The following is a 14,078-nucleotide window of genomic DNA, read 5'->3' as shown; positions in this document are numbered from 1 at the left end:
TCATTGCTCCGGTTCGTATAGCAGGTTCACCTTGTCCTTGAAAACCAGCACGTAGGGCCGGTCTTCCGTCCCGTCACCCTGCACCTCGAACGCGCCGGCTCGCAGCTTGAGTTCCGGCGAGGTGACGGAGACCTCGTTGCCGGACCACATGCGCCGGGCGTCGAAGTCGATGGTCACGTCCTGCGCCTGCATCAGATAGCCGTCCGAGGTCTGCGCCATCACCCCGCCGCGCAGCCCCGCGGTGCGGCTCGCATTGTCCACCAGGCCGCCGCCGGCGGTCACCTCGATACCGGTGCCGTCGGGCATGTCGATCCCGGCGCGGATTTCCTCGCCGATGATCTTGCCGGGATCCTCCGGGTCGGGCCGCGCGCGCTCGGCCGACAGCGAGAACGCCGCGCCGCCCGGCGTCATGCCCGAGAAGGTGGGTCGCCCGATCCGCTCTTCGCGCGTCAGTTCCTCGATGTCGACGTCGGCGAAGGGGATGTCCTGGGCCGGGTCGATGGTGCGCGCCACCATGAACAGCGTCGACAACCCGGCCAGCGCGGCCAGCGGCAGGATCACCTTCAGCCACGACACGACGCGCGAATATGTGTTGTCGTAGGTCGCCACCGGCCTAGCCCCGCCGCTCGCGGGCCGGACGGGCGATTCTGTCGCTCGGGCGGTCCATCCGCCCTATCTAATGCGCGAAAATGTCGATTTCAGGCCACCCGGCGAGATCCAGCCGCGCGCGCGTGGGCAGAAAGTCGAAACAGGCCCGGGCAAGGTCCGCGCGGCCCTCGCGCTCCAGCAGGGCGTCCAGCTTGTCGCGCAGCCGGTGCAGGTACAGCACGTCCGACGCGGCATAGGCCAGCTGCGCCTCGGTCAGTTCCGCGGCGCCCCAGTCGCTCATCTGCTGCTGCTTCGAGATGTCGATCTCCAGCAGCTCCTGCAGCAGGTTCTTCAGCCCGTGGCGGTCGGTATAGGTGCGGATCAGCTTGCTGGCGATCTTGGTGCAATAGACCGGGGCGGCCAGCGTGCCGAAGGCGTTGTACATCGCGGCGATGTCGAACCGGCCGAAATGGAACAGCTTCAGCACGTTCGGATCGGCCAGCATGCGGCACAGGTTCGGCGCCTCGGTCTGGCCCTGCTCCACCTGCACCAGATGCGCGTCGCCGTCGCCGCCCGACATCTGCACCACGCACAGCCGGTCGCGGTGCGGGTTCAGCCCCATCGTCTCGCAGTCGATAGCCACGACGGGCCCAAGGTCCAGCCCGTCGGGCAGGTCGTTCCGGTACAGATGGTTGGTCATTGCGAAAGCCTCTCGGTTTGTCAGGCGAATACGCGCTCGCCCGACACCTGTAAACCGAAAGGGCAGGGGGCCTCAGGCGGTTGCCGCCTGCAGCGCCGTGTCCATCAGCGCCTTGATCTGGTCGCGTCCCGTGCCGGCCACGATCCGCCCCAGCTCGCGGTCGCCCTTCAGCACCACCAGCGTCGAGCGGCGCGGGATGTTCAGCGACCGGGCCAGCTCGGAATTGCCGTAGGTGTCCCAGTCGACCTCGATGAAGCTGATCGCCTGCTCGTAGGCCGGGTTCTCGGCCTTCAGCGCGTTCAACACCCGCTCCTGCGCCGCGCAGGTCGTGCACCAGCTGGCCTTGAAGTCCAGAAAGACGGTCTTGCCCGCCTGCAGCTCCTCGGTCACCAGGCCGGGCGTGTAGGCGGTGGCGGCCAGCGCCGGGCCGGCGGCCAGAACGGCGGCGGAGCCCGCCAGGAAATCGCGTCGTTTCATCATGTCACTCCCCTTACAGCGAAACGGACAGGTCGATCAGCCAGGGCGGCAGCACCTGCAGCGCCCAGAATTCCAGCATGTGATGCACATCGAACAAGAGCCCGGCGCCGACGATCACGAAGACCGCGCCGAGGATCGGCTTGGCCCGCCCGGCAATCGCCCGCATCCAGGCCGCGCGCCGCTGGATCACGCTGCGCGCGCCGTATCCGAGCGCGACGATGATCGTCGAGACTCCGGCGGCGAAGGCCACCATGATCGCCCCGGCGCGCATCAGGCTCTCGCCCTGTGACGCGAGCGAGATCGCGCCGCCCAGCGTCGGCCCGATACAGGGGCTCCAGACCGCGCCCAGCAGGACGCCTCCGATGAATTGCCCCCGGCCGTTCCGCGCCAGCCCGTCCATCCCGGCATCCGCGCGGGCCGAGACGCCGGCCGTGGCCATCTCGAACCGGCCGGCGACCTGCGGCACCAGCAGAACCAGCCCGAACGCCACCATCAGCACGGCGCCCGCATCCGCGACCGTCGCGGCCGTCAGCCCCACGGCCCGGCCCAGCGCGGTCACGCCAAGCCCCAGCACGACGAAGGACAGCGACAGGCCGGCCGCGATCAGCGCCGGCCCGTGCCGCCCCGCCTGCAGCGAGGCGGCCAGCACGATCGGCAGGATCGGCAGGACGCACGGGTTGATCAGCGTCAGCAGCCCCGCGCCGTATGCGAAGATCAGGTCCATCGACCGCACCATGGGCTGTTGCCGGCCGACAAGTCACCCCAACAGCGCGTGAGGCCGCTTCAAAAGGGTGTCAGGGATGTTTCAGACGGGGTCGGCCGGCCTACTCCCAGGGACGGCAGATCTCGGGGATCGGGTCGCTCTCCCGCCAGTCGGTGACCCGCCGGGCGGCGACATCGTGGGCGATCGTCTTCTTCGGACCCGGCCCGCGCGTCACGAAGCCCCGCCCGGTCAGCAGGTTCAGGTCGCAGGATCCGGCGGCGTCGGGGTTCAGCGTGTCGTAGAATTCATAGGTGAACCCCGCGACCCGGTAGGCCCCGTCGCGATAGGCGATGGTCAGGGTCTGGACCCACCGGTTGCGGCCGATGGATTCGTTGCGGGAATGCAGGCGGATGGAGCCGTTGGGCGCGACGTCGATGTCCGGCTGCTGCCCGATGCCGCCGGTCCAGGCGATGTCGCGGGCCGTCACCCGGCCGGTGCCGGTGTCCTCGACGATCAGGTCGACGGTATCGGCGCCCGGATAGTGCAGGAGTGTGAAACGCTCGCGCAGCCCGTCGCCGTTCAGGTCGGACAGGGAGGAATCGACCACGGCCTGCGCAAGGGCGGGCGCGGCGAGCAGAAGGGACAGGAGCGCAAGGGCGAAACGGCTTGTCATGGGTCGGGCAATCCGGTTGGGTCTGGCTATGACTACCGCGCTTTATACACATCGCTCCAGCCTTGACCATGTCACGCCGCCCTGCCACCCGGAGCGCGTGGCCCGCTACGAGGCCGTGACCCGGGCGCTGGGGCAGGACCGCTTCGCCGCGCTGGACCGGCGCGAGGCCCCGGTGGCCGACCGGGCCGACCTGCTGCGCTGTCACCCCGAGGAGTACATCGCGCGGATCGAGGCCGCGATCCCCCGGGAAGGCGCCCGGGCGCTGGACCCGGACACGCATGTCTCGCCCGGCTCGCTAGAGCCGGCGCTGCGGGGCGCGGGCGGCTGCTGTGCCGCGGTGGACGCGGTGCTTTCGGGCGAGATCGGCAATGCCTTCGTCGCGATGCGGCCGCCGGGGCACCATGCCGAGACGGCCCGCCCGATGGGGTTCTGCCTGTTCGGAAACGTCTCTATCGCGGCCGTTAGAGCCTTGGAGCATCACGGGCTGGGCCGCGTGGCGGTGCTGGATTTCGACGTGCATCACGGCAACGGCACGCAGGATCTGCTGTGGAACGAGGGCCGCGCGCTGTTCTGCTCCAGTCACCAGATGCCGCTGTTCCCCGGCACCGGCGCGGCGCATGAGACCGGGGCGCATGGCACCATCGTCAACGTGCCCTTGACCGAGGGCTCCGGCAGCCGCGAGATGCGGCGGGCCTGGGAGCAGGACATTCTGCCCGTGGTCGAGGAATGGGAGCCGGAGATGATCCTGGTCTCGGCCGGGTTCGACGCCCATGCCGACGACCCGCTGGCGGGGCTCGACTGGACGACGGAGGATTTCGGCTGGATCACGCGGCGGATCTGCGAGGTGGCGGCGAATACCTGCGGCGGGCGCGTGGTCTCGACTTTGGAAGGGGGCTATGATCTGCAGGCGCTGGCCGCGAGCGTGGCGGCGCATGTGGACGTTCTGATGGAGTTTTCGCAGTGACCGACACCCCCGTATCCGAGATGAGTTTCGAACAGGCGATGCGCGAGCTGGAGGCGGTGGTCGGCCAGCTGGAATCCGGCGACGTGGAGCTGGAGAAGTCGATCCAGCTCTACGAGCGCGGCGCGGCGCTGAAGAAACGCTGCGAGGAGAAGCTGAAAGAGGCCGAGGAGAAGGTGGCCGCCATCACCTTCGACGAGACCGGCGCACCGAAAGGGACGACGCCGGTGGACACGCAGTGAGTTTCGCCGAACGGCTGGCGCAGTGCGGCGCCGCCGCCCGCGCGTGCCTGAACGAGGCGCTGGAACCGCTGGAGCCGCTGCCGGTCGTCGCGGGCATGCGCTATGCGGTGCGCGGCGGCAAGGGGCTGCGGGCCTTCCTGGTGATGGAATCGGCCGGCCTGTTCGGCGTGCCGGACGCGCGTTCGGTGCACGCGGCGGCGGCGATCGAGGCGGTGCACAGCTACAGCCTGGTGCATGACGACCTGCCCTGCATGGACGACGACGACCTGCGGCGCGGCCAGCCGACGGTTCACGTGAAATGGGACGAGGCGACGGCCGTGCTGGTCGGCGACGCGCTGCAGTCGCTGGCCTTCGACCTGCTGACGCGCGAGGCGGTCGGACCGGCCGAGATGCGGGTGGCGTTGGTGACCTCGCTGGCGCGGGCCGCCGGGGTGCGCGGCATGGTGCTGGGCCAGGCGCAGGACCTCGCCGCGGAAACCGCCGCCGCGCCGCTGACGCTGGACCAGATCACCGCGCTTCAGGGCAACAAGACCGGCGCGCTGATCGAGTGGTCCTGCACCGCCGGGGCGACGCTGGGCGGCGGCGATCCCGGCCCGCTGACGCGCTACGCCCGGGCGCTGGGGCTGGCCTTCCAGATCGCCGACGACGTGCTGGACGTCGAGGGCGACGCCGAGGCCGCCGGCAAGCGCGTGGGCAAGGACGCGGCGGCCGGAAAGGCGACCTTCGTGTCGCTGCTGGGGCTGGCCGGGGCGAAGGACCGGGCGCAGGCGCTGGTCGACGAGGCCGTCACGGCACTTGACGGATACGGGCCGGCGGCGGAGAACTTGCGACAGGCGGCGCGCTTCGTTATTGCCCGCCGGACCTGATCGTGACGCCCTGAGGGGGACGCACATGTCCGACCGACCCAAGACACCCACGCTGGACAGGGTGCACCTGCCCTCTGACCTGAAGGCGCTGAGCGATGCGGAGCTGCACCGCGTCGCCGACGAGCTGCGCGCCGAGACGATCAGCGCCGTGTCGGAGACCGGCGGACATCTGGGCGCCGGGCTGGGCGTGGTGGAACTGACGGTGGCGATCCATTCGGTCTTCGACACGCCGCGCGACCGGCTGATCTGGGACGTCAGCCATCAGTGCTATCCCCACAAGATCCTGACCGGCCGCCGCGACCGCATCCGCACCCTACGCCAGAAGGACGGGCTGTCGGGCTTCACCAAGCGCTCGGAAAGCCCCTACGACCCGTTCGGCGCCGCGCATTCGTCGACCTCGATCAGCGCCGCGCTGGGCTTTGCCATGGCGCGCGAGCTGGGCGGCGCGCCGGACCCGGCGCTGGGCGACGCCATCGCGGTGATCGGCGACGGCGCGATGAGCGCCGGCATGGCCTATGAGGCGATGAACAATGCCGGCCACCTGGGCAAGCGGCTGATCGTCATCCTGAACGACAACGAGATGAGCATCGCGCCGCCGGTCGGTGCGATGTCCTCCTACCTGTCGCGGCTTTATGCCGAGGGACCGTTCCAGGAGCTGAAGGCCGCCGCCAAGGGCGCCGTGTCGCTGTTGCCGCCGCCGTTCCAGGAGGGCGCGCGGCGGGCCAAGGAGATGCTGAAGGGCATGGCCGTGGGCGGAACGCTGTTCGAGGAGCTGGGGTTCAGCTATATCGGGCCGCTGGACGGGCACGACCTGGACCAGCTGCTGTCGGTCCTGCGCACCGTCAAGGCGCGCGCCACCGGACCGATCCTGATTCACGCCGTGACCAAGAAGGGCAAGGGCTACGGCCCCGCCGAACAGGCCGCCGACAGGGGCCATGGCGTGTCCAAGTTCGACATGATCACCGGCGAGCAGAAGAAGGCGCCCTCGAACGCGCCGTCCTATACCAAGGTCTTCGCCCAGTCGCTGACCGAAGAGGCCGAGCGCGACGATCGCGTCGTGGCCGTGACCGCGGCGATGCCGGACGGCACCGGGCTCGATCTCTTCGCCGAACGCTTCCCGCGCCGGTGCTTCGATGTGGGCATCGCCGAACAGCATGGCGTGACCTTCGCCGCCGGGCTGGCGGCCGGCGGGATGAAGCCCTTCGCCGCGATCTATTCCACCTTCCTGCAGCGCGGTTACGACCAGGTGGTGCATGACGTGGCGATTCAGCGGCTGCCGGTGCGCTTCGCCATCGACCGCGCCGGGCTGGTCGGGGCCGACGGGGCCACGCATGCCGGGTCCTACGACATCGCCTACCTGTCGAACCTGCCGGGCTTCACCGTGATGGCCGCTGCCGACGAGGCGGAGCTGAAGCACATGGTGGCCACCGCCGTGGCGCATGACGCGGGCCCCATCGCCTTCCGCTTCCCCCGCGGCGAGGGCGTGGGCGTCGAGATGCCCGAGCGCGGCGAGGTGCTGGAGATCGGCAAGGGCCGCGTGGTGCGCGAGGGGTCGGGCGTCGCCATCCTGTCCTTCGGCGCGCGGCTGAAGGAGGTGATGGAGGCGGTCGAGGCGCTGGGCGCGCGGGGCATTTCCCCGACGGTGGCCGACGCCCGTTTCGCCAAGCCGCTGGACCGCGAGCTGATCCTGCGGCTGGCCGCCGAACACGAGGCGCTGATCACCATCGAGGAAGGCGCCGTAGGCGGGTTCGGCAGCCATGTCGCGCAGCTGCTCGCGGAAGAGGGCGTCTTCGACAGCGGGCTCAAGTACCGGTCCATGACGCTCCCGGATATCTTCATCGACCAGGCCTCGCCGGGCGACATGTACGCCGTGGCCGGGCTGAACGCGGGAGATATCGAGGCGAAGGTACTGCAGGCCCTCGGTGTCGAACGGCTGGAGTCCCGCCGCGCCTGATGCGGGAAAGCCACAGCTTCGGCTTTCGGTTGACGTCGGGGCGCTCAGTTGTGGTCCCGACCGGATGCCGTCCCCTAGATGTTGTGGAGTATTCAACGACTGGGGGGTCGTGACATGAAGAAGCTTGTACTTGCGGCTGCGTTCGCCACGCTCGCTGGCGGGGCGACGGCCGGCAACTACGACAAGGTCGTGGTGGTGGAGCCCGAGGTGGTGGTCGAGGCCGCCGCCGAAACCGGCAGCGATGCCTGGGTCATCGGGCTGATGGCTTTCCTTACGATCGTCGTGGGCGCGGCACAGTAGCGCTCAGGCCGCGTCGTCGCGCAGAAGCGCCGCGAGCCCGTCGCGATAGGACGGGTAGATCAGGTCGACACCCAGCTCGTCCTTGATCCGGTCGTTCCGAACGCGCTTGGACTCGGCATAGAAGCTGCGGGCCATGGGCGTCATCTCGGCCGTCTCGAAATCCTCCGCCGGCGGCAGCGGCAGGCCCAGCATGTCCGCGGCATGGGCGATGACGTCCTCCGGCGGCGCCGGGTCGTCGTCGCAGACATTGTAGACGGCGCCGGGATTCGGCCGGGCGATCGAGGCCGCCAGAACCTGCGCGATGTCCTCCACATGGATGCGGCTGAACACCTGTCCCGGCTTGACGATCCGGCGCGCGGTGCCGGCACGGACCTTGGCGAACGGGCCGCGGCCGGGGCCGTAGATACCGGCGAGCCGGAAGATGTGCAGCGGCAGGCCGGTCTCGGCGGCCAGCGCGCGCCACGCGGCCTCGGCCTCGACCCGGAGCTTGCCGCGGCGGGTCGAAGGCGTCAGCGGCGTGTCCTCGTCGACCCATCCGCCCCGGTGATCGCCATAGACCCCGGTGGTGGAGAGGTAGCCGACCCAGTCGATATGCGGCGCGGCGTCGGCGATCTGCGCCCGGGCGGCGTTCAGAACCGGGTCGCCCGCCGCATCCGGGCCGGCGGAGATCAGCAGATGGGTCGCGGTGGCGAGCGGTTCGGACAGCGCGTCCCCCGGCCAGATCAGCGGCGCGACCCCGTCGGCGCGCAGGCTGTCGGCCTTCTCATGCGTCCGGGTCGTGCCGATGATCCGCCAGCCGCGCGGCAAAAGAAGCCGGGACAGCGCGCGCGCCGAGTAACCGTGACCGAAGGACAGGAGCGTTTTCGTCATGGCGGCGACACTCGCCGTCCCGGGACCGGAAGGCAAGGCTTGACGGATTGCGATTCGCAGGATAGTTAATTAACCGATGAGCAAAACAATGACACCCGACCTGGTCACGGCCTTCTCGGCCCTGGGCGACCCGAACCGCTTCGCGATCCTGGAGCGGCTCCTGCGCGACGGGGCGCAGTCGGCGGGAGATCTGCAGGACGTGGCGGATATCTCCGCCCCCGCGGTTTCGCGCCATCTGAAGGTGCTGCGCGAGGCCGGGCTGATCTCGCAGCGGGTCGATGCGCAACGGCGCATCTATTCCGCCAACCCGGCGGCCGTGCGGGCGATCAACGACTGGACGATGGACCACGCGGCGTTCTGGGGGGCCAGCCTGGACCGGCTCGCCGCCGCGCTGAACGAGGAGGGCTAGCCCGATGCCGGAGGTCAGACTGGAACGCCACCTGAAGGCCCCGCCGGCGCGGGTGTTCGAGTTCGTGTCCAGGACCGAGAACCTGCTGAAATGGTGGGGGCCGGAGGAGGTGCATGTCACCGAGCACCGGTTGTCCTTCGAGACGACGGGGCCGTGGATGTCGGTGATGGTGAATGCCGAGGGGCGGCGGTTCAAGGTCTCGGGCCAGGTGACGCATGTGGACCCGCCGAATTCCATCGGTTTCACCTGGGCGTGGCACGACGAGAACGACAGGCGCGGCGTGGAAAGCCACGTGACGATCCGGCTGGTCCCCGCCCAGGGCGGCGGCACCGACCTGACGCTGGACCACACCGACCTGCCCGACGACGAGACGGCGCGCAATCATACAGAAGGCTGGACCTCCAGCCTGCGCAGGCTGGAGGCGCTGGCCGGCAGCTGATCTGGCAAACAGGGAGAACGAGATGCCGAATTTCATGTTCATCTATCACGGCGGCAAGACACCGGAGACGCCCGAAGAGGGTGAGAAAGTGATGGCCGAATGGAACGCCTGGTATCAGTCGATGGGCGACAAGGTGGTCCATGGCGGCGGGCCGGCCGGGCCGTCGAAGACAGTCAGCGCGCAGGGCATTGCCGGGGACGGCGGCGCGAATCCGGTGTCGGGGCTGACCCTCGTCGAGGCGGCGGACCAGGCGGCCGCCTGCGAGATGGCGAAGGGTTGCCCGATGGTGCAGGACGGATCCGGCTCGGTCGAGGTCGCGGAGATGATCGAGATGTAGCGCGACGGGCGGGCCTGCCCGTTTTCTTCGCGAAGAAAACGGATCGGATCGTTGGCAACGATCCGGCGCCCGTCCCGCCCTTTGCCGCTCAGGTGGCGTAGTTCGAGCCTTCCTCGTCGAGGATCGCCTTCAGCTCGTCGAGGTGGCGTTGGTCGGTCTCGGGATAATCCGCGATCTCCTGCGCCGTCTTCGCGGCGACGACGTCGGGCAGCATCCGCAACGGCCGGCCGGTCTGCAGCGCGCCGATATAGGTCTGGGCCGCGCGTTCGAAATGGTAGAGCCGGTTGAAGGCCTGGCCGACGGTGTCGCCGATGACCATGATCCCGTGGTTGCCCATGATCATCACGAATTTCTCCGGGTCCGAGAACAGCGCGGCGCAGCGTTCGCCTTCCTCCTCGAAGGCGAGCCCGCCATAGGCGTCGTCGACGACCTGGCGACCGTAGAACATCGCCGAGGTCTGGTCGATGGGCGGCAGCAGGCTGTCCTCGAGGCAGGCGAGGATCGTGGCATGGACCGAGTGGACATGCATCGCGCAGCGGGCATGGGGGCAGTGCCGGTGGATCGCGCCGTGCAGGTGCCAGGCCGTGGGATCGGGAGCGTCGGGGCCGTCGAGCGCGGCCGGGTCGTTGGCGTCGATCAGCAGCAGGTCGGAGGCGCGGGTGCGCGAGAAATGCTGCTGGTTGGGGTTCATCAGGAACTGCGTCCCGTCGTCGTTCACGGCCAGCGAGAAGTGGTTGGCGACGGCCTCGTGCATGTTCAGCCGGGCGGTCCAGCGGAAGGCGGCGGCGAGGTCGACGCGCTCGGACCAGTGGTCGATATTGGGGATGCGGGCGGTGTCCATGGGCGGCTCCTGTGATCTGTCGCGGACAGGGTAGCGATCCGCGGGGGCGGGGGAAAGGGAGGGGTGTCCAAGGTTGGACGCATAGGCAAGTCGTTGATATCTTTCATGATAGCGGTAACTGCGCGCGTCCGGACGCGGGGCGCGGGGCTTGATTCCGCGGCGGGCGGCGGCTAGATACGCCGCGACGCGGCCGTCGCGTCCAATCCGGAGTGAGCCATGGAAATCCACCCTGTCGCCATCGTCCAGACACGACCGACCGGGGATTTTCATGCCGCACGCCATCACGCTTTCCGACCTGTCCTGGGCCACGCCTGACGGCCACGCCCTTTTCACCGACCTGACGCTGACGCTCGCGCCCGAGCGCACCGGCCTCGTCGGGCGCAACGGGGTGGGCAAGACCACGCTGTTGCGGCTGATCGCGGGGCAGTTGACGCCGGCGTCGGGCAACGTGTCGACGGAGGCGTCGCTGGGCTGGCTGCAGCAATCGGTGCAGACCGAGCCTGGCGCGACCGTCGCGGACCTGTTCGGGGTGCGCTCGTCGCTGGCGCTTCTCGCGCGGGCGGCGGCGGGCGCGGCGACGGTGGAAGAGCTGGCCGAGGCGGACTGGACGCTGGAGGAGCGGATGGCGGCCGCGCTGGCGCGCGTGGGGCTGGAGGTGGCGCCGGAGACGCGGCTGGCGGACCTGTCCGGCGGGCAGCGGACGCGGGCCGGGCTGGCGGCGCTGATCTTCCGAGAGCCGGAGTTCCTGCTGCTGGACGAGCCGACGAACAACCTGGACCGCGACGGCCGCGCGGCGGTTCTGGACCTGCTGCGCGGCTGGCGCGGCGGGGCGGTGGTTGTAAGCCATGACCGGGAACTGCTGGAGGAGATGGACGCCATCGTGGAGCTGACCACGCTGGGGACCACGCGCTATGGCGGCGGATGGAGCCTGTATCGCGCGCAGAAGGCGCAGGAGCTTGCGGCGGCGGAACAGGGGCTGGCCGAGGCCGAGCGCAGGCTGGCCGAGGCCTCGAAGGCGGCGCAGGCGCGGGCGGAGCGCAAGGCGCGGACCGACAAGTCCGGCAAGAGGATCCGCGCCAGCGGCGGGCAGTCGAAGATGCTCCTGGACAAGATGAAGGAGCGGTCCGAGGGCACCGGCGGCGCGCAGGCGCGGCTGGCCGAGGCGCGGATCGGCGCTGCGCGGGAGGCCGTGGAGGCGGCGCGCGAAAAGGTCGAGGTCTTGCAGCCGCTGGCGATGGAGCTGCCGCCGACCGGCTTGCCGGCGGGGCGGGACGTTGTGACGGTCGATGATCTGGCGGCCGGGTACGGCGATGTTGCGGTGATACAGGGACTGTCCTTCCGGATGACCGGGCCCGAGCGGGTGGCGGTGACCGGGCCGAACGGGTCCGGGAAGACGACGCTTCTGTCGGTGCTGGCCGGGCGGCTCGCGCCGATGGCCGGGGCGGCGCGCGTCCATGTAGAGTTCGCGATGCTGGATCAGTCGGTGGGGGCGCTGGACCCAAGGTTGTCGGTTCTGGAGAATTTCCGGCGGCTGAACCCCGGCACGGACGCGACCGCGGCGCGGGCGATGCTGGCGCGGTTCCTGTTCCGGGGCGAGGCGGCGCTGACGAAGGTGGCGTCGCTGAGCGGCGGGCAGATGCTGCGGGCCGGGCTGGCCTGTGCCATCGGCGGGGGCGTGCCGCCGCAATTGCTGATCCTCGACGAGCCGACGAACCATCTGGACCTGGAGGCGGTCGAGGCGCTGGAAGCGGCGCTGCGCGGCTATGACGGCGCGCTGCTGGTGGTCAGCCACGACGCGGCGTTCCTGGAGGCGATCGGGGTGACGCGGGTCCTGGACCTCGGGTGAGCCCGCGCCCGCCGCGCATTGCGGGGGGTTGCGCGCCGGTCCGTTCTGGCGATGATCGGCCCATGAGAGCGACTGATTTGCAGAGCTGGGCCGAGGCGGCGCCGAAGCTGGTCGCCGTGGCGGCCGGCCGGGCGCCCGCCGACCTGGTGATCCGGGGCGGCAAGGTCGTGAACGTCCATTCCCGCGAGGTGCTGGACGGCTGGCAGGTGGCGGTCGCCGCGGGGCGCATCGCGGCGGTCGCCGAAGACCTGTCGCATTGCATCGGCGAGGCGACCGAGGTGATCGAGGCCCCGGGGCAATACGTGATCCCCGGCCTGTGCGACGCGCATATGCACATCGAGTCGGGCATGCTGACACCGGCGGAGTTCGCCCGCGCCGTGACGCCGCACGGCACCACCACGATGTTCACCGACCCGCACGAGATCGCCAATGTCATGGGGCTGGAGGGCGTGCGGCTGATGCATGACGAGGCGCTGCTGCAGCCGGTCAACATCTTTACCCAGATGCCGAGCTGTGCGCCGTCGGCGCCGGGGCTGGAGACGACCGGCTACGAGATCGGGCCCGAGGACGTGGCCGAGGCGATGACCTGGCCGGGGATCGTCGGGCTGGGCGAGATGATGAACTATCCCGGCGTCGCGGCCGGGGATGCGAAGATGCTGGCCGAGATCGCGGCGACGCAGGCGGCGGGCAAGACCGTGGGCGGGCACTATGCGTCGCCCGACCTGGGGCCCGCGTTCCTGGCCTATGTCGCGGGCGGGCCGGCGGACGACCACGAGGGCACGCGCGAGGCCGACGCGATCATGCGGGTGCGGCAGGGGATGCGCGCGATGCTGCGGCTGGGCTCGGCCTGGTACGACGTGAAGGCGCAGATCACCGCGGTGACCGAGAAGGGGCTGGACCCGCGGAACTTTATCCTCTGCACCGACGACTGCCATTCCGGGACGCTGGTGAATGACGGGCACATGAACCGGGTGGTGCGGCATGCGGTGGAGTGCGGCTGCGACCCGCTGGTGGCCTTGCAGATGGCGACGATCAACACCGCCACGCATTTCGGGCTGGAGCGCGAGCTCGGGTCCATCGCGCCGGGGCGTCGCGCGGACATGATCCTGACGTCGGATCTCGCGACCCTGCCGATCGGGCGGGTGATCGCGCGCGGCGAGACGGTGGCCGTGGACGGCCGGGTGACGGTGGACTTCCCGCACGGGGACTGGCCGGCGCATGCGCGGGACTCGGTGAATATGGGCGCCGACAAGCGGGCCGACGACTTCGTGGTAACGGCGCCGGAGGGTGCGAACCGGGTGAAGGCGAAGGTCATCGGGGTGGTCGAGAACCAGGCGCCGACCAGGGCGCTGACCGCCGAGCTGGAGGTGCGCGACGGCGCGGTGGAGGGCGACGCGGGCCGCGACGTGTGCCAGATCGCGCTGGTGGAGCGGCACCGGGCGACGGGCGGCGTGGTGAACGGCTTCGTGTCGGGTTTTGGGTATCAGGGCGAGATGGCCGTCGCCTCGACCGTGGCGCATGACAGCCACCACATGATCGTCGTCGGCACCTCGCGTGCGGACATGGCCAAGGCGGCGAACCGGCTGGCCGAGGTGGGCGGCGGCGTGACCGTCTGGCGCGACGGGCAGGAGCTGGCGCTGGTGGAGCTGCCCATCGCCGGGCTGATGTCGGACGCGCCGGCCGAGGAGGTCGCGGCGAAGGCGCAGAAGATGGTGGAGGCGATGGGCGCCTGCGGCTGCACGCTGAACAACGCCTATATGCAGCATTCCCTGCTGGCGCTGGTGGTGATCCCGGAGTTGAGGATCTCCGACCTGGGGCTGGTGGACGTGACGACATTCCAGACAACCGATGTGTTCGAGGCCGAGACGTGAC

The 14,078-nt window shown here is 69.9% G+C and carries 17 protein-coding genes; 10 read left to right on the top strand and 7 right to left on the bottom strand.

Annotated features, from left to right (window positions below; all coding sequences use genetic code 11):
- The 5 genes from P1J78_RS10650 to P1J78_RS10630 form a co-directional block, all read right to left on the bottom strand.
- Entirely contained in the window at positions 1-609 is a 609-nt protein-coding gene (locus P1J78_RS10650) for a hypothetical protein (protein ID WP_275567328.1), read from the bottom strand.
- Between the two features lie 67 nt (positions 610-676).
- Complete coding sequence (locus P1J78_RS10645; RefSeq protein WP_275567327.1) at positions 677-1,288, bottom strand: ribonuclease D; 612 nt, start codon at positions 1,286-1,288, stop codon at positions 677-679.
- Between the two features lie 72 nt (positions 1,289-1,360).
- On the bottom strand, positions 1,361-1,768 hold the full coding sequence (locus tag P1J78_RS10640) for a thioredoxin family protein (RefSeq protein ID WP_374213240.1): 408 nt from the start codon (positions 1,766-1,768) through the stop codon (positions 1,361-1,363).
- Between the two features lie 10 nt (positions 1,769-1,778).
- Positions 1,779-2,501: a cytochrome c biogenesis CcdA family protein gene (locus P1J78_RS10635; protein ID WP_309568127.1), complete on the bottom strand. Its 723-nt coding sequence runs from the start codon at positions 2,499-2,501 to the stop codon at positions 1,779-1,781.
- Between the two features lie 88 nt (positions 2,502-2,589).
- Positions 2,590-3,141, bottom strand: a complete 552-nt coding sequence (locus P1J78_RS10630; RefSeq protein WP_275567326.1) for a hypothetical protein — start codon at positions 3,139-3,141, stop codon at positions 2,590-2,592.
- A 28-nt stretch (positions 3,142-3,169) separates the two neighbouring features.
- On the opposite strand from P1J78_RS10630, the gene P1J78_RS10625 reads away from it, so the two are divergent.
- From P1J78_RS10625 to P1J78_RS10605, 5 genes are all read left to right on the top strand, one after another.
- Positions 3,170-4,105 (top strand): histone deacetylase family protein, encoded by a 936-nt coding sequence (locus P1J78_RS10625; protein WP_275567325.1) that lies wholly within the window; start codon positions 3,170-3,172, stop codon positions 4,103-4,105.
- Positions 4,102-4,344 (top strand): exodeoxyribonuclease VII small subunit, encoded by a 243-nt coding sequence (locus tag P1J78_RS10620; RefSeq protein ID WP_275567324.1) that lies wholly within the window; start codon positions 4,102-4,104, stop codon positions 4,342-4,344. The genes P1J78_RS10625 and P1J78_RS10620 overlap by 4 nt, the downstream gene beginning before the upstream one ends.
- The gene (locus P1J78_RS10615; RefSeq protein ID WP_374213238.1) at positions 4,341-5,210 is read left to right on the top strand and encodes a polyprenyl synthetase family protein; all 870 of its coding nucleotides are present in this window, start codon (positions 4,341-4,343) and stop codon (positions 5,208-5,210) included. The genes P1J78_RS10620 and P1J78_RS10615 overlap by 4 nt, the downstream gene beginning before the upstream one ends.
- A gap of 25 nt (positions 5,211-5,235) precedes the next feature.
- Positions 5,236-7,164, top strand: coding sequence for a 1-deoxy-D-xylulose-5-phosphate synthase (gene dxs / locus P1J78_RS10610; protein WP_275567323.1), 1,929 nt, complete (start codon positions 5,236-5,238; stop codon positions 7,162-7,164).
- Between the two features lie 114 nt (positions 7,165-7,278).
- On the top strand, positions 7,279-7,464 hold the full coding sequence (locus P1J78_RS10605) for a ferrochelatase (protein ID WP_275567322.1): 186 nt from the start codon (positions 7,279-7,281) through the stop codon (positions 7,462-7,464).
- 3 nt (positions 7,465-7,467) lie between these two features.
- On the opposite strand, the gene P1J78_RS10600 is transcribed toward P1J78_RS10605, so the two are convergent.
- Positions 7,468-8,334 carry an SDR family oxidoreductase gene (locus P1J78_RS10600; RefSeq protein ID WP_275567321.1) on the bottom strand — a complete coding sequence of 289 codons (867 nt, stop codon included), beginning with the start codon at positions 8,332-8,334 and terminating at the stop codon, positions 7,468-7,470.
- An 88-nt stretch (positions 8,335-8,422) separates the two neighbouring features.
- On the opposite strand from P1J78_RS10600, the gene P1J78_RS10595 reads away from it, so the two are divergent.
- From P1J78_RS10595 to P1J78_RS10585, 3 genes are read left to right on the top strand one after another with little or no spacing between them, the layout of a single operon-like run.
- A complete protein-coding gene (locus tag P1J78_RS10595) occupies positions 8,423-8,743 on the top strand; it encodes an ArsR/SmtB family transcription factor (protein ID WP_275567320.1) in 321 nt (106 codons plus the stop codon).
- 4 nt (positions 8,744-8,747) lie between these two features.
- Positions 8,748-9,182 (top strand): SRPBCC family protein, encoded by a 435-nt coding sequence (locus P1J78_RS10590; protein ID WP_275567319.1) that lies wholly within the window; start codon positions 8,748-8,750, stop codon positions 9,180-9,182.
- Between the two features lie 22 nt (positions 9,183-9,204).
- Positions 9,205-9,519: a YciI family protein gene (locus tag P1J78_RS10585; protein ID WP_275567318.1), complete on the top strand. Its 315-nt coding sequence runs from the start codon at positions 9,205-9,207 to the stop codon at positions 9,517-9,519.
- Between the two features lie 88 nt (positions 9,520-9,607).
- Here P1J78_RS10585 and P1J78_RS10580 read toward each other — a convergent pair whose 3' ends face one another.
- The gene (locus tag P1J78_RS10580) at positions 9,608-10,360 is read right to left on the bottom strand and encodes a class II aldolase and adducin N-terminal domain-containing protein (protein ID WP_275567317.1); all 753 of its coding nucleotides are present in this window, start codon (positions 10,358-10,360) and stop codon (positions 9,608-9,610) included.
- Between the two features lie 268 nt (positions 10,361-10,628).
- Here P1J78_RS10580 and P1J78_RS10575 point away from each other — a divergent pair, with 268 nt between their 5' ends.
- Positions 10,629-12,206 carry an ABC-F family ATP-binding cassette domain-containing protein gene (locus P1J78_RS10575; RefSeq protein WP_275567316.1) on the top strand — a complete coding sequence of 526 codons (1,578 nt, stop codon included), beginning with the start codon at positions 10,629-10,631 and terminating at the stop codon, positions 12,204-12,206.
- A 62-nt stretch (positions 12,207-12,268) separates the two neighbouring features.
- Positions 12,269-14,077 carry an adenine deaminase gene (ade, locus tag P1J78_RS10570; RefSeq protein ID WP_275567315.1) on the top strand — a complete coding sequence of 603 codons (1,809 nt, stop codon included), beginning with the start codon at positions 12,269-12,271 and terminating at the stop codon, positions 14,075-14,077.
- The last annotated feature ends 1 nt before the right edge of the window (position 14,078 follow it).

The sequence above is a fragment of the Psychromarinibacter sediminicola genome, from assembly GCF_029168335.1.
Classification (GTDB): Bacteria; Pseudomonadota; Alphaproteobacteria; order Rhodobacterales; family Rhodobacteraceae; genus Psychromarinibacter; species Psychromarinibacter sediminicola.
Note: the sequence above shows the minus strand (reverse complement) of the source record. Positions and strands in the feature narration are given on the sequence as shown.

What these genes read in the sequence shown, in the direction of transcription:
- P1J78_RS10645 (WP_275567327.1), bottom strand. Translation starts at nt 1,288, where the DNA reads ATGACCAACCATCTGTACCGGAACGACCTGCCCGACGGGCTGGACCTT.
- P1J78_RS10640 (WP_374213240.1), bottom strand. Translation starts at nt 1,768, where the DNA reads ATGATGAAACGACGCGATTTCCTGGCGGGCTCCGCCGCCGTTCTGGCC.
- P1J78_RS10635 (WP_309568127.1), bottom strand. Translation starts at nt 2,501, where the DNA reads ATGGTGCGGTCGATGGACCTGATCTTCGCATACGGCGCGGGGCTGCTG.
- P1J78_RS10630 (WP_275567326.1), bottom strand. Translation starts at nt 3,141, where the DNA reads ATGACAAGCCGTTTCGCCCTTGCGCTCCTGTCCCTTCTGCTCGCCGCG.
- P1J78_RS10625 (WP_275567325.1), top strand. Translation starts at nt 3,170, where the DNA reads ATGACTACCGCGCTTTATACACATCGCTCCAGCCTTGACCATGTCACG.
- dxs (WP_275567323.1), top strand. Translation starts at nt 5,236, where the DNA reads ATGTCCGACCGACCCAAGACACCCACGCTGGACAGGGTGCACCTGCCC.
- P1J78_RS10605 (WP_275567322.1), top strand. Translation starts at nt 7,279, where the DNA reads ATGAAGAAGCTTGTACTTGCGGCTGCGTTCGCCACGCTCGCTGGCGGG.
- P1J78_RS10600 (WP_275567321.1), bottom strand. Translation starts at nt 8,334, where the DNA reads ATGACGAAAACGCTCCTGTCCTTCGGTCACGGTTACTCGGCGCGCGCG.
- P1J78_RS10595 (WP_275567320.1), top strand. Translation starts at nt 8,423, where the DNA reads ATGACACCCGACCTGGTCACGGCCTTCTCGGCCCTGGGCGACCCGAAC.
- P1J78_RS10590 (WP_275567319.1), top strand. Translation starts at nt 8,748, where the DNA reads ATGCCGGAGGTCAGACTGGAACGCCACCTGAAGGCCCCGCCGGCGCGG.
- P1J78_RS10585 (WP_275567318.1), top strand. Translation starts at nt 9,205, where the DNA reads ATGCCGAATTTCATGTTCATCTATCACGGCGGCAAGACACCGGAGACG.
- P1J78_RS10580 (WP_275567317.1), bottom strand. Translation starts at nt 10,360, where the DNA reads ATGGACACCGCCCGCATCCCCAATATCGACCACTGGTCCGAGCGCGTC.
- P1J78_RS10575 (WP_275567316.1), top strand. Translation starts at nt 10,629, where the DNA reads ATGCCGCACGCCATCACGCTTTCCGACCTGTCCTGGGCCACGCCTGAC.
- ade (WP_275567315.1), top strand. Translation starts at nt 12,269, where the DNA reads ATGAGAGCGACTGATTTGCAGAGCTGGGCCGAGGCGGCGCCGAAGCTG.